The organism is Pseudomonas sp. ADPe (assembly GCF_014843515.1).
Lineage (GTDB): Bacteria > Pseudomonadota > Gammaproteobacteria > Pseudomonadales > Pseudomonadaceae > Pseudomonas > Pseudomonas citronellolis.
Genome location: NZ_CP062122.1, coordinates 4,816,251 through 4,836,342, shown reverse-complemented (window position 1 = coordinate 4,836,342; position 20,092 = coordinate 4,816,251). Strand labels below are relative to the sequence as shown.

The following is a 20,092-nucleotide window of genomic DNA, read 5'->3' as shown; positions in this document are numbered from 1 at the left end:
GGGGCTTCGGATAACTGATCCAGATCAAGTTCGGGGCGGGTTGGGATGCGGTGCATGGCCGCGCGGGGCGGCTTCTGGCGGGATGTTCGGAACGGGCGGAGCGGATTCAGCGCTTCTTCGGCTTGCCCTTGCCCTTCTTGCGTGCCTTGCCCAGCGGCAGGGCCTGCTCGAAGGCCTTGCGCACTTCCTGCAGGCGCTTCTCGTGGACGTCGTGGATGCGCTTGTCGCGCTCGGCGTTGAAGTCGATCAGCTTGTCGTCGTTGCTCATGATCAGGCGTGCACCAGGCGGAAGGTCAGGTTCAGGCGGGGGGCGACCGGGCGCCGCGTCTTGGCCACCTGATGCTGCCAATAATGCTGCGTTGCGCCGGACATGACCAGCAGGCTGCCGGAATCCAGTTGCAGGGAGTGTTCGATGGCCGCGCGGCCCTTGCGGCGCAGGTCGAAGCGCCGCGTGCCGCCGAGGTTCAGCGAGGCCACCAGCGGGTTGCGGCCCAGCTCCGGCTCGTCGTCGCTGTGCCAGCCCATGGAATCCTGGCCGTCGCGGTAATAGTTGAGCAGCACGCCGTTCAGGCGCTGGCCGACCTCGGCCTGCACGCGCTCGCGGATTTCCGCCAGCAGCGGCGTCCACGGCAGCGGCCGGTGGACCAGGCCGGAATAGCGGTAGCTGGCCTCGGCGTCGCCATACCAGGCCAGCAGGCGCGGCACCGGGTAGTCGCGGCCGTGCAGGTGCACGCTGGGCTGTTCCCAGGGAGTGTGCTCGACCAGCTCGGCGAACCAGGCCGTGGCGCAGGCTTCATCGCACCAATGCGGGATCAGGCGCAGCTCGGCGTGTTCGAGGTGGATGGGCGCGTCGGCGAAGAGCATGGCGGTGACAGGAGGCAGGTCGGAAAGAACAGCTTACTACGCGGCGCGCTCAGACCTCGATGTCGATCCACACGCCCTTGCGCGGCGCCTCGCCCAGGCCGTCGTCGGCGGGCTCCTCCGGTGCCTCGGGCTCAGCCTCCTCGCCCTGCGCCTGCTGCCGGCGCCGCTGGTGCTGCGGGTACTCTTCCTCCGGCGTCATTTCCGCCGGGCGGCGCTCCAGGCCCACGGCGGCATCGCCCGTGGCAGGAACCACCGGCGCCACCGGGGCGACGTCCGGGCGCGAGCGCGCCGGGTCCTGCTGCGCGGTGACCGGCAGTACGTCGCTGGGGATCGGCGGGATCATGGCTGTCGCTGGCTCCTCGCGGGCTTCAGGTTGTCGGCTGGCGGCGGCAGGCGCCGGGGCCGTCGCTACACTTCACGGAACAATCCGCATCCATCCCGGTCCTGGCCGGCGGCGCGGAGCCGGCGCAGGCCCATCGCCCCCCGAAGCGGCGATGCCACCCGGCCGCTGCGTGCGAACGGGCGTCGCTGAAAGCCGCGTGTTCCGTTACCATAGCCGGCTTTTTGCGGGAGGTGTCCATGGCGCAGTATCAACCGGGTCAACGCTGGATCAGCGACAGTGAAGCAGAATTGGGGCTGGGCACCATCCTGGCGCTCGACGGACGGCTGCTCACCGTGCTCTATCCGGCCACCGGGGATACCCGCCAGTACGCCGAACGCAACGCCCCGCTGACCCGCGTGCGCTTCGCCCCGGGCGACGAGGTGACGCACTTCGAAGGCTGGAAGATGACCGTCCGCGAGGTCGAGGAAGCCGACGGCCTGCTGGTCTACCACGGCATCAACTCGCACAACGACGCCAAGATACTCCCGGAAACCCAGCTGTCCAACTTCATCCAGTTCCGCCTGGCCAGCGACCGCCTGTTCGCCGGGCAGATCGACCCGATGCCCTGGTTCGCCCTGCGCTACCACACCCTGGAACACCGCACCCGCCTGCTGCAATCCTCCCTCTGGGGCCTGGGCGGCGCCCGCGCCCAGCCCATCGCGCACCAGTTGCACATCGCCCGCGAGGTCGCCGACCGCATCGCCCCGCGCGTGCTGCTGGCCGACGAAGTGGGCCTGGGCAAGACCATCGAGGCGGGCCTGGTGATCCACCGCCAGCTGCTCTCCGGGCGCGCCAGCCGCGTGCTCATCCTGGTGCCGGAGAACCTGCAGCACCAGTGGCTGGTGGAGATGCGCCGGCGCTTCAACCTGGAAGTGGCGCTGTTCGACCGCGAGCGCTTCGCCGAGAGCGACGCCAGCAACCCCTTCGAGGACAGCCAACTGGCCCTGGTGGCGCTGGAGTGGATCCGCGCCGACGAGCGCGCCCAGGACGCCCTGTGCGCCGCCGGCTGGGACCTTCTGGTGGTCGACGAGGCCCACCATCTGGTCTGGCATCCGGAGCAGGCCAGCCGCGAGTACCAGCTGGTGGAAACCCTGGCGCAGATCATCCCCGGCGTGCTGCTGCTCACCGCCACCCCGGAACAGCTGGGCCTGGACAGCCACTTCGCGCGCCTGCGCCTGCTCGACCCGGACCGCTTCCATGACCTGGAAGCCTTCCGCCGCGAGAGCAGCCAGTACCGCCCGGTCGCCGAGGCGGTGCAGGAACTGATCGACCACGGCCGCCTGTCCCCCACCGCACGCGAGGCCATCCATGGCTTCCTCGGCGCAGCCGGCGACGAGCTGCTGGCCGCCGTCGAGAGTGGCGACGACGATGCCCGCGCGCGCCTGATCCGCGAGCTGCTGGACCGCCACGGCACCGGCCGCGTGCTGTTCCGCAACACCCGCGCCGCGGTGCAGGGCTTCCCCGAGCGCCAGCTGCACAGCTACCCGCTGCCCAACCCGGTGGAATACATGGAGCTGCCGGTCGGCGAACATCCGGACCTGTACCCGGAAGTGAGCTTCCAGGCGCAAGTCGACGACAACACCGACGAGAACGCCCGCTGGTGGCGCTTCGACCCGCGCGTGGAATGGCTGATCGACACCCTGAAGATGCTCAAGCAGTTCAAGGTGCTGGTGATCTGCGCCCACGCCGAGACCGCCCTGGACCTGGAAGACGCCCTGCGCCTGCGCTCGGGCATCCCGGCCACGGTGTTCCACGAGGGCATGAGCATCCTCGAGCGCGACCGCGCCGCGGCCTACTTCGCCGACGAGGAATTCGGCGCCCAGGTGCTGATCTGCTCGGAAATCGGCAGCGAGGGCCGCAACTTCCAGTTCGCCCACCACCTGGTGCTGTTCGACCTGCCGGCCCACCCGGACCAGCTGGAACAGCGCATCGGCCGCCTGGACCGCATCGGCCAGCGGCACACCATCCAGATCCACGTGCCGCACCTGGAGAACAGCCCGCAGGAACGCCTGTTCCAGTGGTACCACCAGGCGCTCAACGCCTTCCTCGCCACCTGCCCCACCGGCAACGCCCTGCAGCACCGCTATGGCCCGCGCCTGGTGGAACTGCTCGAAGGCGGCGACGACGACGCCTTCGCCGCCCTGCTCGAAGAAGGCCAGGCCGCGCGCCTGGCCCTGGAAGCGGAAATGCACAGCGGCCGCGACCGCCTGCTGGAGCTGAACTCCGGCGGCGCCGGCGAGGGCGAGGCGCTGGTGGAAGCGATCGAGGAACAGGACGACCAGTTCGCCCTGCCGATCTACATGGAGAAGCTGTTCGACACCTACGGCATCGACAGCGAGGACCACTCCGAGAACGCGCTGATCCTCAAGCCCAGCGAGAAGATGCTCGACGCCAGCTTCCCCCTGGGCGACGACGAGGGCGTGACCGTCACCTACGACCGCGCCCAGGCCCTGGCCCGCGAGGACATGCAGTTCCTCACCTGGGAACACCCCATGGTGCAGGGCGGCATGGACCTGGTGCTGTCCGGCTCGCTGGGCAACACCTCGGTGGCGATCATCAAGAACAAGGCGCTCAAGCCCGGCACCGTGCTGCTGGAGATGCTCTTCGTCAGCGAGGCGGTGGCCCCGCGCAAGCTGCAGCTGGGGCGCTTCCTGCCGCCGGTGGCGCTGCGCTGCCTGCTCGACGCCAACGGCAACGACCTGGCCGCCCGGGTGGCCTTCGAGACACTGCACGAGCAACTGGAAAGCGTGCCGCGCGCCAGCGCCAACAAGTTCGTCCAGGCCCAGCGCGACGTGCTGGCCAAGCAGTTCGCCATCGGCGAGGCCAAGATCGCCCCGCGCCACGCCGAGCGCGTGGAGAAGGCCCGCCAGCAACTGGTGGCGAGCCTGGACGAGGAACTGGCGCGCCTGACCGCGCTCAAGCAGGTCAACCCCAGCGTGCGCGACAGCGAGCTGGAAGCCCTGCGCACCCAGCGCGACGAGAGCGTCGCCCTGCTGGACAAGGCCTCGCTGCGCCTGGAGGCGATCCGCGTGCTGGTCGCCGGCTGATCCGCGCCACGCCAAAGAGGCCGCCCCGGGAAACCGCGGCGGCCTTTTTCATGCCTGCCCAATTGGCGTCACCCCGTAGGAGCAACTGTCTTGCCGGCTGCGCCGAGGTGCGCTTCGTAGGATGGGTTGAGCTTGCGAAACCCATGCTGCCATGGCGATGGGTATCGCTTCGCTCAACCCATCCTACGGGGCTTCCCCACCCCCGCCATTCCCATGTAGGAGCGCGCCCTGCGCGCGATTTCGCGGGCAGGGCCCGCTACAGGTCGCCGGGAAGCATGGCATGCCTCCCCGTAGGAGCGGACCTTGTCCGCGATAGCCGGACATCCCGGCGCGATTCGCGGATGAGATCCGCGCTGCCCCACCCACGCCATTCCCCTGTAGGAGCGCGCCCTGCGCGCGATATCGCGGGCAGGGCCCGCTCCTACAGGTCGCCGGGAAGCATGGCATGCCCCCCGTAGGACCTTGTCCGCGATAGCCGGACGATCCGGCGCGATTCGCGGATGAGATCTACACTGCCCCACCCACGCCATTCCCCTGTAGGAGCGCGCCCTGCGCGCGATTTCGCGGGCAGGGCCCGCTCCTACAGGTCGCCGGGAAGCACGGCATTCCTCCCCGTAGCGGACCTTGTCCGCGATAGCCGGACGATCCGGCGCGATTCGCGGATGAGATCCGCGCTGCCCCACCCCCGCCATTCCCCTGTAGGAGCGCGCCCTGCGCGCGAAATCGCGGGCAGGGCCCGCTCCTACAACTCAGGCATTCCCCTCCCACCGCCGGCACATCCGCCCTCACGGTCTACTATTGACGCTGCGCAAGGGAATCCACCCCGGGGAGAGCTAGAGTTTTCCCACCAAGCCACTCATTGAGGGATACATCATGTACGAGCGCATTCTGGTAGCAGTGGACGGCAGCCCGGTTTCCGACCGCGCGCTGGGCGAGGCGGTCAAGCTGGCGCAACTGACTGGCGGCGAGCTGCGCGTCATCACCATCGTCGATAGCCCGCTGCGCCACCTGCCCGACTATGCCGTCTACTACAACCCCGAGCCGCTGCGCGAAGCCGCGCTGAAGGCCGCCGACGACGTACTGGCCAAGGCCCGCGAGCAGGTCGGCGACAAGGTCAAGGCGAAGTTCGACCGTGTGTGCCAGGAGCGTGCCAGCGAGGAAGTCGCCGAGCGTATCGAGCTGGAGGCCGAGGACGCCAAGGCCGACGTGATCGTCATGGGCACCCATGGCCGCCGCGGCGTGCGCCGGCTGATGCTGGGCAGCGTGGCCGAGGGCCTGCTGCGCGTCAGCAACCGCCCGGTGCTGCTGGTCCGCGACAAGTAACGGCAACCCACGAAACGAAAAAGGCCGTGCGGGTCACCCCGCACGGCCTTTTTTTCACCTGGAGCCCCCACCCTGTAGGAGCGAGCTTGCTCGCGAACGGATTCCACAGCGGGGCTCGTTCGCGAGCAAGCTCGCTCCTACGAAAAGCGGAAGGCTACGGCATCGGCGTCATTCACCCGCCGCCACCGCGTTGCCGCGGCAGGAGTGGAAGATGTCCAGGCCGGGCTGATACAGGCTGGTGCGCACGTCCAGCAGGCCGAGCACCGAGTGGAACAGGTTGTCGTGGCTCAGGTCCTGCTCGTCGCGCTTGCCGGCCAGGCAGCCGCGGTCGATGCCCAGGTCGCGCAGGGTCGAGGGGCCGAACCACATCACCATGGGCACATGGACCTGCGCCGCCGGGGCGATGGCGTAGGGCGCGGCGTGCAGGTACACGCCGTTCTCGCCCAGCGACTCGCCGTGGTCGGAGACGTAGAGCATCGAGGTGTCGTACCTGTCGCTGTTCTTCTTCAGCAGCTCGATGACCTTCGACAGGAAGAAATCGGTGTAGAGGATGGTGTTGTCGTAGACGTTCACCAGCTCGTCCTTCGAACAGCTGCCCAACTGGTTGGTGCGGCACACCGGCTTGAAGCGCTCCATGTCCGCCGGGTAGCGGTCGTAGTACTCCGGGCCGTGGCTGCCGTCGGCGTGCAGGACGATGATGGCGTTGTCCTTCAGGCCATCGATGTACGCCTGCAGGTCCTGCAACAGGGCCTCGTCCAGGCAGCGGTTGCCGTCGCAGAAGGGGCCGGGCTGGTTCTTCGGGATGTCGCGGTGCGGCACGCGCAGGCAGGTGCCCTTGCAGTCGCTGTTGTTGTCCAGCCAGAGCACCTGCAGGCCGGCGCGTTGCAGCACGTCCAGCAGGCTCTCGTAGGTCTTGCCCTTCTTGTCGCTGTAGTCCTCGCGGGGGAACCTGGAGAACATGCAGGGCACCGAGACCGCGGTGGAGGTGCCGCAGGAATGCACCTGGGTGAAGTTGAGGATGTCCAGCTTCGCCAGCTCCGGGTTGGTCTGCCGGGCGTAGCCGTTGAGCGAGAAGTGGTCGGCCCGCGCGGTCTCGCCGACGACGAAGACGAACAGCGACTTCTTCGCCCGCTGCGCGGCCTTGGCGCTCTGCACCGCGTCCTCGCCGATCTTCTGTACCACCAGGTCGGCCTTCTTGATGCCCAGGCGCTGCTTGCCGTACTTGCTCACGGCGTAGATGTAGTTGGTCGGGTTGATGAAGTGGGTCAGCTTGTCTTCCTCGCGGAAGATCGGCGCATAGGTGGAATAGAAGCTACCCACCATCACCGCCACCGCGACCACGCAGGCGAACACCACCAGCACCTTGTTCAGCAGCCCGCGCAGGAACGGCTTGTAGGCCACCGGCAGCGCCCAGACCAGCGCCGAGGGCAGCGCCCCGAGCAGCAGCAGGTAGGCCACCAGCCGGCCGCTGAACAGCGCCTCGGCCTCGCCCGGGTTGGTCTCGAAGACGTTCTGCACCATCACCGTGTCGATGGCGATGCCGTAGCTGTTCATGAAGTAGGCGGCCGCCGCCGAGCACAGCGCCACCAGGGTCAGCGCCGGCTTGAGCAGCGGGCGGAACGACACCAGGGTCAGCAACAGGGTGAAGGCGGCCCAGAGGAAGACGCCGAAGGAAGCGAAGAAGGCGATGCGGTACGCCCCCTGCAGCGGCACCAGGCCATCCAGGGCCTTCCAGGTGGCGAGGTTGTAGAACAGCACCAGGGCCAGGGAAAACAGCAGCACCAGGCGGTTGGAACTGATGGTGGGTAACAGGCGGCGGTTGCCCTCGGACATCGAGGCACTCCTTGACTGGGCGCAGCGGAAAGAACGGCATCGCCCGCCGTCGCGGCGGGCGCGCCGAATCTACTGATCAGTTAGTCAAAAAAATGTCAAATTTGCCACTGAATCGATACAACGTTTGTCGGCTCAGGCCGATTGCAGACGTTCCCGCCAACCCGGCAACCAGCCCAGGCCAGCGCTGGTGGCGCCGACCGGGCGGTATTCGGCGCCCAGCCAGCCGGCGTAGCCCTGGGCCCGCAGGGCCGCCAGCGCCGGCTCGAAGTCCAGTTCGCCGCTGCCCGGCTCGCCGCGCCCGGGGGCGTCGGCGAACTGCACGTGGCCGATATGCCCTTGCAGCTGGCGCACGCAGTCGGCCAGGTCCAGGCCCATGCGCGCCATGTGGTAGAAGTCCAGCTGCGCCGCCAGGTTCGGGTGGCCGACGCGCGCCAGCATGTCCAGCAGATGCTGCGGGGTGTTGAGCAGGAAGCCGGGCATGTCGTGCAGGTTGATCGCCTCCATCAGCACCGCGATGCCGCGCCCGGCGAAGGCCTCGGCGGTCTGCCGCAGGTGCTCGGCCAGCAGCGCCAGCGCCTGCTCGCGTTCGACGCCCTCGGCCAGGCGCCCGGCCAGCACGTTGATCTTCTGCGGCCGCAGCACCTCGGCGTACTCCAGGGCCTGGCGCAGCCCGGCGGCGAACTGCGCCTCGCGCCCCGGCACCGCGGCCAGCCCGGCGCCGCCCTGCATCAGGTCGCCGGCCGGCAGGTTGAACAGCACCAGCGGCAGGCCACTGCGCTGCAGCTCGGCCTGCAATGCCGCGGCCGGCACCTCGTAGGGAAACTGGATCTCCACCCCGGCGAAACCGGCCTCGGCGGCGGCGCGCACGCGCTCCAGCAGCGGCAGCTCGGTGAACAGCAGGGACAGGTTGGCGCAGATCGGCATGGCGGCTTTCCTCAATCGCGGGGTTGGCGGTACTGCTCGACCAGGGTGGCCGGGTCGTGCGCCAGGTGGCCCTGGCTGCCGTGCAGGCGCATCAGCTGCGCGGCCAGGCCGCTCATGGGCGTGGCCGAGCCCTGCTCGCGGGCCAGCTTCACCGCGGTGTCCAGGTCCTTGAGCAGGGTGCGCACGTGCCACTTGATCGGCTCGAAGCGGCTCTCGGCCATCTGCGGGGCGAGGATCTGCAAGGGCTTGGAGTCGGCGAAACCGCCGGCCAGGGCCGGAGCGATCAGGCTGGCGTCGACCCCGGCGCTCTCCGCCAGGGCCACCACTTCGGCGATCACCAGGGCGTTGCAGGCGACGATCATCTGGTTGCACACCTTGGTCACCTGGCCGGCGCCGACCTCGCCCATGCGCGTCAGGCGCTGGCCGAGATGGGCGAGGACGGGGCGGACGCGCTCGATGTCCTCCACCCGGCCGCCGGCCATGATCGCCAGGCTGCCGGCCTCGGCGCCCGGGGTGCCGCCGGAGACCGGCGCATCGATCCAGCGCATGCCGCTGCGCGCCTCCAGCTCGGCGGCCATCTCGCGGGTGGCGGCCGGCTCCAGGCTGGAGAAGTCCACCAGCAACTGCCCCGGTTTCGCCCCTTCGACGATGCCGCCGGAGCCGAACACCACCTCGCGCACGGCGGCGGTGTCGGCCAGGCAGAGCATGACGATCTCGGCATCCGCGCACAGCTGCGCGGGGCTCTGCGCGACGCGGGCGCCCTCCCCGGCCAGCAGCTCGCGCTTGGCGGCGGAGCGGTTCCACACGGTCAACGGGTAGCCGGCGGCCAGCAGGCGGCGGCTCATGGGCACGCCCATCAGGCCGAGGCCGGCGAAGGCGATGGAGGGCAAGGCAGACATGGATGACTCCTGTCGGGCAAAATAGCGGGCACGGGGACGGCCATCTTAACCGTCCACCGCCGCCTTCGCCGAGCCTGCGAGCCCGCCGCCGTGGTCATTTCCACGCGCACCGGCAGACCGCCACTATACTTCCCAGGCTTTTTCCGCTATTGAACCGGAGACTGCTCCCATGCTGAAACGCACCCTGGCGCTCGCCGCCTGCTTTGCGCTGTCCCTTTCCGCCAGCTTCACCCAGGCCGAACCCCTGAAGGAACTCAAGGTCTCGGCGATCCCCGACGAAGCCCCCACCGAGCTGTTGCGCAAGTTCAAGCCGCTGGGCGAATACCTGCAGGAACGCCTGGGCATGCCGGTGAAGTTCATCCCGGTGTCCGACTACGCCGGCGTGGTCGAGGCCCTGGCCGCCGACCGCCTGGACATGGCCTGGCTGGGCGGCTTCACCTTCGTCCAGGCGCGGCTGAAGACCGGCAACGCCATCCCCCTGGTGCAGCGCGAGCAGGACCAGCAGTTCACCAGCAAATTCATCACTGCCGATGCCAACGTGAAGTCGCTGCAGGACCTCAAGGGCAAGACCTTCGCCTTCGGCTCGGTATCCTCCACCTCCGGCAGCCTGATGCCGCGCTACTTCATGCAGAAGGACGGCATCGTCCCCGAGCAGTTCTTCTCCCGCGTGGCCTACTCCGGCGCCCACGACGCCACCGTGGCCTGGGTCCAGGCCGGCAAGGTGGACGCCGGCGTGCTCAACGCCTCGGTGTGGCAGAAGCTGGTGGACGCCGGCAAGGTCGACACCAACAAGGTGAAGGTCTTCGCCACCACCCCGACCTACTACGACTATAACTGGACGGTGCGCGGCAACCTCGACCCGGCCCTGGCCGAGAAGATCAAGCAGGCCTTCCTCGACCTCGACCCGAGCAAGCCGCGCGACAAGGCCATCCTCGACCTGCAGGCGGCCAGCCGCTTCATCGAGACCAAGCCCGAGAACTACAAGGGCATCGAGGAGTCGGCCCGCGCCGCCGGCCTGTTGAAGTGAGCCTGCGCCTGACCGGCGTGGAGCACCAGCACGCCAACGGCCAGCGCGCCCTCGCCGGCATCGACCTGAGCGTCGAGGCCGGCGAGCGGGTGGCGATCATCGGCCCCTCGGGCGCCGGCAAGACCACCCTGCTGCGCGTGCTGGCCACCGCGCTGAAGCCCAGCCATGGCGAGATCGAACTGCTCGGCAGCCAGCCCTGGCGCTTGAGCAGCTGGGCCCGCCAGCGCCTACGCGCGCGCATCGGCCTGATCCACCAGGCGCCGCCGCTGCCGCCGCGCCAGCGGGTGGTCAACGCAGTGCTGGCCGGGCGCCTCGGCCAGTGGCCGCTGTGGAAGAGCCTGGCCAGCCTGCTCTACCCGCTGGACATCGACGGCGCCCGCGAGGCCCTGCGCAGCCTGGACCTGGCCGACAAGCTGTTCCAGCGCTGCGACCAGCTTTCCGGCGGCCAGCTGCAGCGCGTCGGCATCGCCCGCGCGCTGTACCAGCAGCCGCAGCTGCTGCTGGCCGACGAGCCGGTCTCGGCGATGGACCCGGTGCTCGCCGGGCACACCCTCGACCTGCTCACCCGCGAGGCCGCCAACCGTGGCCTGACGCTGCTGGCCAGCCTGCACGCCGTCGACCTGGCCCTGGCGCACTTCCCGCGCATCGTCGGCATCCGCGACGGCCGCATCGTCTTCGACAAGCCGGCCGCCAGCGTCAGCCCGGACGACCTGCAGCAGCTCTACGCCAACGAGCAACTGAGCCTGGATGCTCCGGCGCCGGTCGAGCCCCTGCACGTGGTGCAGATCCCGCGATGCTGAAACCCCGCGATCCCGCCGCCCTGCCGCGGCTGCTGCTGACCGTCCTGGCGCTGCTGTTGCTGTGGCCCGGCCTGCGCCTGAGCGAACTGGACATCCCCGGCCTGTTCACTGGCGACAACGCGCGCACCATGGCCGGCTTCCTCGCCGGCTTCTGGCCGCCGGCCCACGACGCCGAATTCCTCGCCATCCTCGGCCGCGCCACCCTGGAAACCCTGGCCATCGCCACCGCCGGCATGGCCCTGGCCTGGCTCATCGCCTTCCCCGCGGCGCTGCTGGCCACCCGCGCGCTGTCGCTGTCCGCCCTGCCCCGTGGCGGCCTGCCGGCCTGGTGGGCGCGCGCCCTGCGCTGGCCGGTGCGGCTGCTGCTGATCGTGCTGCGCAGCATCCCGGAGATCGTCTGGGCGCTGCTGTTCGTCCGCGCCGTCGGCCTGGGCCCCACCGCCGGCGTCATGGCCATCGCCATCACCTACGGCGGCATGCTCGGCAAGGTCTACGCGGAAATCTTCGAATCGGTGGACCCGCGCCCCACCCGCGCGCTGCTGCTGGGCGGCGGCTCGCGCCTGGGCGCCTTCGCCTACGGCCTGCTGCCCCAGGCGGCGAGCGAGATGATCTCCTACACCGTGTACCGCTGGGAGTGCGCCATCCGCGCCTCGGTGGTCATGGGCTTCGTCGGCGCCGGTGGGCTCGGCCAGCAGGTCGACCTGTCGCTGCGCATGTTCGCCGGCGGCGAGGTGGCGAGCATCCTGCTGACCTTCCTGCTGCTGGTGCTGGGCGCCGACCAGCTGAGCCGCTTCCTGCGCCGGAGGCTGGAATGAACCGCGCCCGCGCCGGCCTCTTGCGCGCCATCGGCTGGAGCCTGGCGATCCTGCTCGCGGTGGTGGCCTCCTTCGTCTACCTGCAAGTCGACAGCGACGGCCTGCTCAGCGGCGAAGGGCTGCGGCAGATGCTCGGCTACGCCGGCGACTTCTTCCCGCCGGACCTGTCCGCCACGCACCTGAGTGCGGTAGGCCGCGGAGCCCTGGAAACCCTGGCCATGTCGGCCCTGGGCACGTTGCTCGCGGCGCTGCTGGGGATGCTCTTCGCGCTACCGGCCGCCGGCCGCTTCGGCGCCGCCGCGCAGAGCCTGGCGCGCTTCGTTCTCAACGCCCTGCGCGCAGTGCCGGAACTGGTGTGGGGCGCGCTCATGGTGCTGGCCGCGGGCCTGGGCCCCAACGCCGGCACCCTGGCCCTGGCCCTGCACACCGGCGGCGTGCTCGGCCGGCTGTTCGCCGAAGCCCTGGAAAACACCCCGGCCGAACCCGCCGAAGCCCTGCGCCTGGGCGGCAGCGGGCGGGTCACCGCCTTCGCCTACGGCACCCTGCCGGCGGTCTGGCCGCAGCTGGTGGCCTACATCCTCTACCGCTGGGAGAACAACATCCGCATGGCCAGCGTGCTCGGCTTCGTCGGCGCCGGCGGCCTGGGGCAGATGCTCTACTTCAGCCTCAGCCTGTTCCAGCAGGCCCAGGCGGCCACGGTGATCCTCGCCATGCTGGTGCTGGTGCTGGGCGTCGACAGCCTCAGCGCCTGGGCGCGGCAGCGGTGGGTCAGCGCCTGACAGCCTACGGCGTTATCCGCCGAATCGCGGACAGAGTCCGCTCCTACCGCATGAACGAGCATGGCTTTTCGTAGGATGGTGTTGAGCTTGCGAAACCCATGCGGTTGCGGTGATGGGTATCGCTTCGCTCAACACCATCCTACGACGGTGTTTCTCCTGCGCCTTGCGGGAGACGCCGTCCGCGGCTACCGGTGGTTCGGCGGTGGGCACATCGTCAGCCAGCCCCGGTGGCAACCCAGCGGTTTCGCGCCCATGAAAAAGCCCGGCACATGCCGGGCTTCTTCGTATCGCGGCTCACTCGCCGCCATGGAGCACCTTGTCCAGGTCCACCGGATCCCCCGGATGGGTCCCCAGCTTGACGCGGATGTCCTCGAACATCGCATCGTATTCCTTGTGGATACGCACGATCGGCCCGAAGCGCGGGTGCAGACCGTGCTTCTGCGCAATGCGGGTGGCATCGCTGGCGAAGTTGAAGGCCTGGTCCTTGGGCATGTCGAACTCTTCCTTGAAGGCATTGCCGTCGATGCTGCCGTCCATGGTGAAGTGGACGTAGGCGCCCTTCTCGGCGTCGTGGCGAATCTCGTAGTACAGGTTGATATCCAGCGCCTGCTGGTCAAGGCCCGGCAGGGCGTGGAGATGCAGGTGACCAGGCTCGAACATGACGTGACTCCTTGCAGTGGTCCCGCAAGTCTAGCTCGCCTGCGGGCAACGCAAGCCGCCCCGGGTCAATGCAGCGTGTTTTTTTCCGCACGTTCCTGAACCAGCACCCAGGGCGCCACCACCACCGCCCACAGCTGCGGGTCGCGCTCCAGGAAGTCGCGGGCGCGGGCCTCGTCGACCCGCGCCAGGTCGCCGCTGGCCAGCCAGGCGGCGACCTTCTGGCGGTCGTCCTCGGCCACGGCCTGCGCGGCCTCCACCAGGTCGACGGCCTCGCCCACCTGCAGCAGGGCGCCGCGGGCGAAGAACGGCTGCAGCTCCTGCCAGGAAATCATCGCGGTCTCGCCGAGCAGCTTGGCATAGAGGGTGCTAGTTTGTTCAGTCATGGTACTCACCGGGAAATCAGGCGGCGCCATGATACCGCCCGGTCGTCGCCAGGCAAGTTTCCCGGGAGTTGCGCGGGGGGTGGATGTGACCAAAGGAGGGCTACTGGCACAACGCCGTTTTTCTATACGTTTGTTTCGTCTTTGCGACATGGGGCGAAACGCCCCGCCGCCAGCGGCTTTTCAAGCGGCGAAGCGGCACTCTACACTGTACCGGTACAGTTGCCGGCGGCTTCCCCCGGGCGCAAAGCCCGTCGAACCGCGGCCACGAACCACAAGAACGAAAACACAAGAAAGAGTGGAGCATTATGAAAAAGGGTACCCAACGTCTTTCCAAACTGTTGACCGCCATGGCCCTGGCCGGCGTCGCCAGCTATTCGATGGCCGCCGATACCATCAAGATCGCCCTGGCCGGTCCGGTGACCGGTGCGGTCGCCCAGTACGGGGAGATGGAGTTCGTCGGCGCCAAGATGGCCATCGAACAGATCAACAAGGCCGGCGGCGTCGACGGCAAGCAGCTCGAAGGCGTGGTCTACGATGACGCCTGCGATCCGAAGCAGGCCGTGGCGGTCGCCAACAAGATCGTCAACGACGGCGTCAAGTTCGTCGTCGGCCACCTGTGCTCCAGCTCCACTCAGCCGGCCTCGGACATCTACGAGGACGAAGGCGTCCTGATGATTTCCCCGGCCTCCACCAGCCCGGACATCACCAGCCGCGGCTACAAGCTGATCTTCCGCACCATCGGCCTGGACAACATGCAGGGCCCGACCGCCGGCAAGTTCATCGCCGAGCACGTCAAGCCGAAGATCGTCGCGGTCATCCACGACAAGCAGCAGTACGGCGAAGGCATCGCCACCGCGGTCAAGAAGACCCTGGAAGACGCCGGCGTGAAAGTCGCCCTGTTCGAAGGCATCAACGCCGGCGACAAGGACTTCTCCTCGCTGATCGCCAAGCTCAAGCAGGCCAAGGTCGACTTCGTCTACTACGGCGGCTACCACCCGGAACTGGGCCTGCTGCTGCGCCAGACTTCCGAGAAAGGCCTGAAAGTCGGCTTCATGGGCCCGGAAGGCGTCGGCAACAAGGAAATCTCCGCCATCGCAGGCCCGGCTTCCGAAGGCCTGTACGTGACCCTGCCGAAGTCCTTCGACCAGGATCCGAAGAACCAGGCCCTGGTCGCCGCCTTCAAGGCCAAGAACCAGGACCCGAGCGGCCCGTTCGTGTTCCCGGCCTACGCCGCCGTGCAGGTCATCGCCGACGGCATCAAGAAAGCCGGCAGCGAGGATACCGAAAAGGTCGCCGCCGCCCTGCGCAGCAACACCTTCGACACGCCCACCGGCGCCCTGGCCTTCGACGAGAAGGGCGACCTGAAGAACTTCAACTTCGTGGTCTACCAGTGGCACAAGGACGGCACCAAGACCGAAGTCAAATAAGGTCCGCCGCCTGAGGTCCAGAGCCCACTGCGCCCGCAGTGGGCTTTGTTTATTCCGCGTATTCCGGGGGTCCGTCGCGCCACAAGCGCCGCTTCACGCGACGCCCGAGGAGTTAGGTGATGCCTGAGCTCTATCACTACCTGCAACAGCTGGTCAACGGCCTTACCGTTGGCAGCACCTATGCCCTGATCGCCATCGGCTACACCATGGTCTACGGCATCATCGGCATGATCAACTTCGCCCATGGCGAGGTCTACATGATCGGCTCGTACGTAGCCTTCATCGTGATCACCGGCCTGGCCATGATGGGGATCGTCAGCCTGCCGATCGTCATCTTCTGCACCTTCGCCGCCGCCATCATCGTCACCAGCGCCTATGGCTACAGCATCGAACGGATCGCCTACCGCCCGCTGCGCGGCAGCAACCGGCTGATCCCGCTGATCTCGGCCATCGGCATGTCGATCTTCCTGCAGAACGAGGTCCTGCTCGCCCAGGACTCCAAGGACAAGGCCATCCCCAACCTGCTGCCGGGGAACTTCGTCTTCGGCGATCCCACCTACGGGGTGACCGTCTCGTACATGCAGGTGCTGATCTTCATCGTCACCCTGCTGGCCATGTACGGCCTCAGCCTGTTCATCTCCCGTTCCCGCCTGGGCCGCGCCTGCCGCGCCTGCGCCGAGGACATCAAGATGGCCAACCTGCTGGGGATCAATACCAACAACATCATCGCCCTGACCTTCGTCATCGGCGCCACCCTGGCCGCCGTGGCCGCGGTGCTGCTGGGCCTGCAGTACGGCGTGATCAACCCGAACATCGGCTTCCTCGCCGGCATCAAGGCCTTCACCGCCGCGGTGCTCGGTGGCATCGGCAGCATCCCGGGCGCCATGCTCGGCGGCCTGGTGCTGGGCGTCGCCGAAGCCTTCGGCGCCGACGTGTTCGGCGACCAGTACAAGGACGTAGTGGCCTTCAGCCTGCTGGTCCTGGTGCTGCTGTTCCGCCCCACCGGTCTGCTCGGTCGTCCGGAGGTGGAGAAGGTATGAACAAGCGACTCAAGACGGCTTTCTTCAGCGCCCTGCTGGTGCTGGCGGTGGCCTACCCGATCCTCGGCCTGAAACTCAGCGTCATCGGCATCGGCCTGCAGCTGGAAGGCGTCAGCCCCAGCACCCTGTGGACCATCGCCGCGTGCGCCGTGGCCATGTTCGTCTGGCAACTGGTGCGCGACCGCTTCAGCTTCAGCCGTGGCCGTACCCTGCACATGGGCGAGAACAACTTCCTGTACCGCTCGCTGACGCAGCCTTCGGTGCAGCGCAAGGTGATCATCGTGATGATCCTGGTCGCCCTGGCCTGGCCCTTCTGGGGCTCGCGCGGGGCGGTGGACATCGCCACCCTGGTGCTGATCTACGTGCTGCTGGGCCTGGGCCTGAACATCGTGGTGGGCCTCGCCGGCCTGCTCGACCTGGGCTACGTCGGCTTCTACGCCGTGGGCGCCTACAGCTACGCGCTGCTCTCGCACTACTACGGCCTGGGCTTCTGGACCTGCCTGCCGATCGCCGGGGCGATGGCCGCGCTGTTCGGCTTCCTGCTCGGTTTCCCGGTGCTGCGCCTGCGCGGCGACTACCTGGCGATCGTGACCCTGGGCTTCGGCGAGATCATCCGCGTGCTGCTGCGCAACCTCACCGGCCTGACCGGCGGCCCCAACGGCATCAGCAGCATCGAGAAGCCCACCCTGCTCGGCCTGACCTTCGAGCGCCGCGCCCCCGAGGGCATGCAGACCTTCCACGAGTTCTTCGGCATCGCCTACAACTCCAACTACAAGGTCGTGTTCCTCTACCTGGTGGCGCTGCTGCTGGTGCTGCTGGTGCTGTTCGTCATCAACCGCCTGCTGCGCATGCCCCTGGGCCGCGCCTGGGAAGCGCTGCGCGAAGACGAGATCGCCTGTCGCGCGCTGGGCCTGAACCCGACCATCATCAAGCTCTCCGCTTTCACCCTCGGCGCCTGCTTCGCCGGCTTCGCCGGCAGCTTCTTCGCCGCGCGCCAGGGCCTGGTGACCCCGGAGTCGTTCACCTTCATCGAGTCGGCCACCATCCTCGCCATCGTCGTCCTCGGCGGCATGGGCTCGCAGCTGGGCGTGATCCTCGCCGCCGTGGTGATGATCCTGCTGCCCGAGCTGATGCGCGAGTTCAGCGAATACCGCATGTTGATGTTCGGCGCCATCATGGTGCTGATGATGATCTGGCGTCCGCAGGGCCTGCTGCCGATGCAGCGCCCGCACCTGGAGTTGCGTAAATGAGTCGACCGATTCTTGAAGTATCCGGCCTGACCATGCGCTTCGGCGGCCTGCTGGCCGTCAACGGCGTCGCGCTCAAGGTCGAGGAAAAGCAGGTGGTCTCGATGATCGGCCCCAACGGCGCCGGCAAGACCACCGTGTTCAACTGCCTGACCGGCTTCTACCAGCCCACCGGCGGGCAGATCCTGCTGCGCGGCGAGCCGATCCAGGGCCTGCCGGGCCACAAGATCGCCCACCGCGGCGTGGTGCGTACCTTCCAGAACGTCCGCCTGTTCAAGGAAATGACCGCGGTGGAGAACCTGCTGGTGGCCCAGCACCGGCACATCAACACCAACTTCTTCGCCGGCCTGCTGAAGACTCCCGGGTTCCGCCGCGCCGAGGCCGAGGCGCTGGACTACGCGGCGCACTGGCTGGAAGTGGTCAACCTCAAGGACGTCGCCAACCGCCCGGCCGGCACCCTGGCCTACGGCCAGCAGCGCCGCCTGGAGATCGCCCGCTGCATGATGACGCGCCCACAGATCCTCATGCTCGACGAGCCGGCCGCCGGCCTCAACCCGCGCGAGACCGAGGACCTCAAGGCGCTGATCGCCATGCTGCGCGCCGAGCACGGCGTGACCGTGCTGCTGATCGAGCACGACATGAAGCTGGTGATGAGCATTTCCGACCACATCTACGTGATCAACCAGGGCACGCCCCTGGCCGACGGTACCCCGGAGCAGATCCGCGACAACCCGGACGTGATCAAAGCCTATCTGGGGGAGGCCTGAGCCATGCTGAAGTTCGACAAGGTCTCCACCTTCTACGGCAAGATCCAGGCCCTGCACGAGGTCAGCCTGGAAGTGCAGCAGGGCGAGATCGTCACCCTGATCGGCGCCAACGGCGCCGGCAAGTCGACCCTGCTGATGACCCTCTGCGGCTCGCCGCGGGCGGCCTCCGGCAGCATCAAGTACCTCGGCGAGGAACTGGTCGGCCAGGAGTCTTCGCACATCATGCGCAAGAGCATCGCGGTGGTCCCCGAAGGCCGCCGGGTGTTCGCCCGCCTGACCGTCGAGGAAAACCTGGCCATGGGCGGCTTCTTCACCAGCAAGGGCGACTACCAGGAGCAGATGGACCGCGTCCTGGGCCTGTTCCCGCGCCTGAAGGAACGCTTCAGCCAGCGCGGCGGCACCATGTCCGGCGGCGAGCAGCAGATGCTCGCCATCGGCCGCGCGCTGATGAGCAAGCCCAAGCTGCTGCTGCTCGACGAACCGTCCCTGGGCCTGGCGCCGATCATCATCCAGCAGATCTTCGACATCATCGAACAGCTGCGCAGCGAAGGCGTGACCGTCTTCCTCGTCGAGCAGAACGCCAACCAGGCGCTGAAGCTCGCCGACCGCGGCTACGTGCTGGAGAACGGCCACATCGTGATGCAGGACACCGGCGCCAACCTGCTGGTCAACCCCAAGGTACGCGACGCCTACCTGGGGGGTTGAGCCTCTTGCGGCAAGAGAAAACGGCCCTTCGGGGCCGTTTTTCTTTGGTTCTTCGCAGGATGGGTCGAGCCCTGGCGATGGGTATCGCTTCGCTCAACCCATCCTACGATTGAAGCCTGGTATATCCCGTTGACATATCCCAAGTTCGCCTTACCATGGAACCTCCCCTTCTCGGAGGCCGAGCATGGAACAAGGCGCCGTATTCCAGAGCAACCGCAGCCAGGCCGTGCGCCTGCCCAAGGCCGTCGCGCTGCCTGAAGACGTGAAGCGCGTAGACGTCGTGGCCATCGGCCGAACCCGCATCCTCACCCCGGCCGGGGAGAGCTGGGACAGCTGGTTCGACGGCGAGAACGTCAGCGCCGACTTCATGAGCGAGCGCGAGCAACCGGCGGAACAGGAACGCGAGGGGTTCTGATGCTGAAGTTCATGCTCGATACCAACATCTGCATCTTCACCATCAAGAACAAGCCGCAAGTCGTTCGCGAGGCCTTCAACCAGCACCATGGGCAGTTGGCGATCAGTTCGGTGACGCTGATGGAACTGATATACGGCGCCGAGAAGTCCTCCATGCCGGAACACAACCTGGGCATCGTCGAAGGCTTCGCCGCACGCCTGGAAGTGCTCGACTACGACGGCAACGCGGCGGCCCACACCGGGCAACTGCGCGCCGAGCTGGCGCGAATCGGCAAGCCCATCGACCCCTACGACCAGATGATCGCCGGGCACGCCCGTTCCCGCGGGCTGATCCTGGTCAGCAACAACCTGCGCGAATTCGAGCGAGTGCCGGGGCTGCGCCTGGAGGACTGGACCGTAGCCCCATCGCCTTAGGTGCCGCTGCGGAATCTGTTCGCGAGCAAGCTCGCTCCTACGAAAAGCCGTGCACGCCTGTAGCGTAGGAGCAGGCCCTGCCTGCGAATCGCGCGCAGGGCGCGCTCCTACATTGGAATGGCATGACCGAAAAGGCCGGCGCGCGGCCATGCATGGCGATGGGTATCGCTTCGCTCAACCCATCCTACGACTGCGCCCTCTGCGGAGCTGCGAAAACGGCAGGATGAAACCTCCCTCCCCGGTCGCACGGACAGCCCCCTCTCCCGCTTGCGGGAGAGGGTTGGGGAGAGGGAGCGGAGTCAATCCGAAACACAGTTGCCGCCGGTAAACACCGTTCGCGAG

21 protein-coding genes are annotated in these 20,092 nt (G+C 67.8%); 13 read left to right on the top strand and 8 right to left on the bottom strand.

The window, feature by feature from the left end:
• Window positions 1–106: 106 nt before the first annotated feature.
• Genes IG194_RS22015 through IG194_RS22005 form a run of 3 tightly spaced genes read right to left on the bottom strand, consistent with a single transcriptional unit; the run spans window position 107 to window position 1,207 of the window.
• The gene (locus tag IG194_RS22015) at window positions 107–268 is read right to left on the bottom strand and encodes a hypothetical protein (RefSeq protein ID WP_009618525.1); all 162 of its coding nucleotides are present in this window, start codon (window positions 266–268) and stop codon (window positions 107–109) included.
• Between the two features lie 2 nt (window positions 269–270).
• On the bottom strand, window positions 271–864 hold the full coding sequence (locus IG194_RS22010) for an alpha-ketoglutarate-dependent dioxygenase AlkB family protein (protein ID WP_058488752.1): 594 nt from the start codon (window positions 862–864) through the stop codon (window positions 271–273).
• Window positions 865–913: 49 nt separating this feature from the next.
• Window positions 914–1,207, bottom strand: coding sequence for a hypothetical protein (locus IG194_RS22005; RefSeq protein WP_043314185.1), 294 nt, complete (start codon window positions 1,205–1,207; stop codon window positions 914–916).
• 230 nt (window positions 1,208–1,437) lie between these two features.
• Between IG194_RS22005 and rapA the strand changes: the two genes are divergently transcribed.
• The gene (rapA, locus tag IG194_RS22000; protein ID WP_176707177.1) at window positions 1,438–4,293 is read left to right on the top strand and encodes an RNA polymerase-associated protein RapA; all 2,856 of its coding nucleotides are present in this window, start codon (window positions 1,438–1,440) and stop codon (window positions 4,291–4,293) included.
• Between the two features lie 873 nt (window positions 4,294–5,166).
• The gene (locus tag IG194_RS21995; RefSeq protein ID WP_009620619.1) at window positions 5,167–5,616 is read left to right on the top strand and encodes a universal stress protein; all 450 of its coding nucleotides are present in this window, start codon (window positions 5,167–5,169) and stop codon (window positions 5,614–5,616) included.
• A 168-nt stretch (window positions 5,617–5,784) separates the two neighbouring features.
• On the opposite strand, the gene IG194_RS21990 is transcribed toward IG194_RS21995, so the two are convergent.
• From IG194_RS21990 to IG194_RS21980, 3 genes are all read right to left on the bottom strand, one after another.
• Window positions 5,785–7,449 carry a phosphoethanolamine transferase gene (locus tag IG194_RS21990; RefSeq protein ID WP_058488750.1) on the bottom strand — a complete coding sequence of 555 codons (1,665 nt, stop codon included), beginning with the start codon at window positions 7,447–7,449 and terminating at the stop codon, window positions 5,785–5,787.
• A gap of 132 nt (window positions 7,450–7,581) precedes the next feature.
• Window positions 7,582–8,373, bottom strand: a complete 792-nt coding sequence (locus tag IG194_RS21985) for a hydroxypyruvate isomerase family protein (protein WP_058488749.1) — start codon at window positions 8,371–8,373, stop codon at window positions 7,582–7,584.
• Window positions 8,374–8,384: 11 nt separating this feature from the next.
• The gene (locus IG194_RS21980; protein WP_058488748.1) at window positions 8,385–9,272 is read right to left on the bottom strand and encodes an NAD(P)-dependent oxidoreductase; all 888 of its coding nucleotides are present in this window, start codon (window positions 9,270–9,272) and stop codon (window positions 8,385–8,387) included.
• Between the two features lie 169 nt (window positions 9,273–9,441).
• Between IG194_RS21980 and IG194_RS21975 the strand changes: the two genes are divergently transcribed.
• From IG194_RS21975 to phnE, 4 genes are read left to right on the top strand one after another with little or no spacing between them, the layout of a single operon-like run.
• Window positions 9,442–10,299, top strand: a complete 858-nt coding sequence (locus IG194_RS21975; RefSeq protein WP_058488747.1) for a putative selenate ABC transporter substrate-binding protein — start codon at window positions 9,442–9,444, stop codon at window positions 10,297–10,299.
• A complete protein-coding gene (locus IG194_RS21970; protein ID WP_058488746.1) occupies window positions 10,296–11,099 on the top strand; it encodes a phosphonate ABC transporter ATP-binding protein in 804 nt (267 codons plus the stop codon). Before IG194_RS21975 ends, IG194_RS21970 begins: the two co-directional genes overlap by 4 nt.
• Window positions 11,093–11,914 carry a PhnE/PtxC family ABC transporter permease gene (locus tag IG194_RS21965; RefSeq protein WP_058488745.1) on the top strand — a complete coding sequence of 274 codons (822 nt, stop codon included), beginning with the start codon at window positions 11,093–11,095 and terminating at the stop codon, window positions 11,912–11,914. Before IG194_RS21970 ends, IG194_RS21965 begins: the two co-directional genes overlap by 7 nt.
• Complete coding sequence (phnE, locus tag IG194_RS21960; RefSeq protein WP_058488744.1) at window positions 11,911–12,693, top strand: phosphonate ABC transporter, permease protein PhnE; 783 nt, start codon at window positions 11,911–11,913, stop codon at window positions 12,691–12,693. Before IG194_RS21965 ends, phnE begins: the two co-directional genes overlap by 4 nt.
• A 294-nt stretch (window positions 12,694–12,987) precedes the next feature.
• Here phnE and IG194_RS21955 read toward each other — a convergent pair whose 3' ends face one another.
• Complete coding sequence (locus IG194_RS21955) at window positions 12,988–13,353, bottom strand: DUF5064 family protein (RefSeq protein WP_043314178.1); 366 nt, start codon at window positions 13,351–13,353, stop codon at window positions 12,988–12,990.
• A 65-nt stretch (window positions 13,354–13,418) separates the two neighbouring features.
• Window positions 13,419–13,736 (bottom strand): DUF2288 domain-containing protein, encoded by a 318-nt coding sequence (locus IG194_RS21950; RefSeq protein WP_043272537.1) that lies wholly within the window; start codon window positions 13,734–13,736, stop codon window positions 13,419–13,421.
• A gap of 305 nt (window positions 13,737–14,041) precedes the next feature.
• On the opposite strand from IG194_RS21950, the gene IG194_RS21945 reads away from it, so the two are divergent.
• The 7 genes from IG194_RS21945 (at window position 14,042) to vapC (ending at window position 19,750) form a co-directional block, all read left to right on the top strand.
• On the top strand, window positions 14,042–15,163 hold the full coding sequence (locus IG194_RS21945) for a branched-chain amino acid ABC transporter substrate-binding protein (protein WP_009620634.1): 1,122 nt from the start codon (window positions 14,042–14,044) through the stop codon (window positions 15,161–15,163).
• A 119-nt stretch (window positions 15,164–15,282) separates the two neighbouring features.
• Window positions 15,283–16,203 carry a high-affinity branched-chain amino acid ABC transporter permease LivH gene (gene livH, locus IG194_RS21940; RefSeq protein WP_009620635.1) on the top strand — a complete coding sequence of 307 codons (921 nt, stop codon included), beginning with the start codon at window positions 15,283–15,285 and terminating at the stop codon, window positions 16,201–16,203.
• On the top strand, window positions 16,200–17,453 hold the full coding sequence (locus tag IG194_RS21935) for a high-affinity branched-chain amino acid ABC transporter permease LivM (protein WP_058488743.1): 1,254 nt from the start codon (window positions 16,200–16,202) through the stop codon (window positions 17,451–17,453). The genes livH and IG194_RS21935 overlap by 4 nt, the downstream gene beginning before the upstream one ends.
• Window positions 17,450–18,217, top strand: coding sequence for a high-affinity branched-chain amino acid ABC transporter ATP-binding protein LivG (gene livG, locus IG194_RS21930; RefSeq protein ID WP_009620637.1), 768 nt, complete (start codon window positions 17,450–17,452; stop codon window positions 18,215–18,217). Before IG194_RS21935 ends, livG begins: the two co-directional genes overlap by 4 nt.
• 3 nt (window positions 18,218–18,220) lie before the next feature.
• The gene (locus IG194_RS21925; RefSeq protein WP_009620638.1) at window positions 18,221–18,922 is read left to right on the top strand and encodes an ATP-binding cassette domain-containing protein; all 702 of its coding nucleotides are present in this window, start codon (window positions 18,221–18,223) and stop codon (window positions 18,920–18,922) included.
• 184 nt (window positions 18,923–19,106) lie between these two features.
• Entirely contained in the window at window positions 19,107–19,337 is a 231-nt protein-coding gene (gene vapB, locus IG194_RS21920) for a type II toxin-antitoxin system VapB family antitoxin (protein ID WP_009620639.1), read from the top strand.
• Window positions 19,337–19,750, top strand: coding sequence for a type II toxin-antitoxin system tRNA(fMet)-specific endonuclease VapC (gene vapC / locus IG194_RS21915; RefSeq protein WP_058488742.1), 414 nt, complete (start codon window positions 19,337–19,339; stop codon window positions 19,748–19,750). Before vapB ends, vapC begins: the two co-directional genes overlap by 1 nt.
• Window positions 19,751–20,092: the final 342 nt, after the last annotated feature.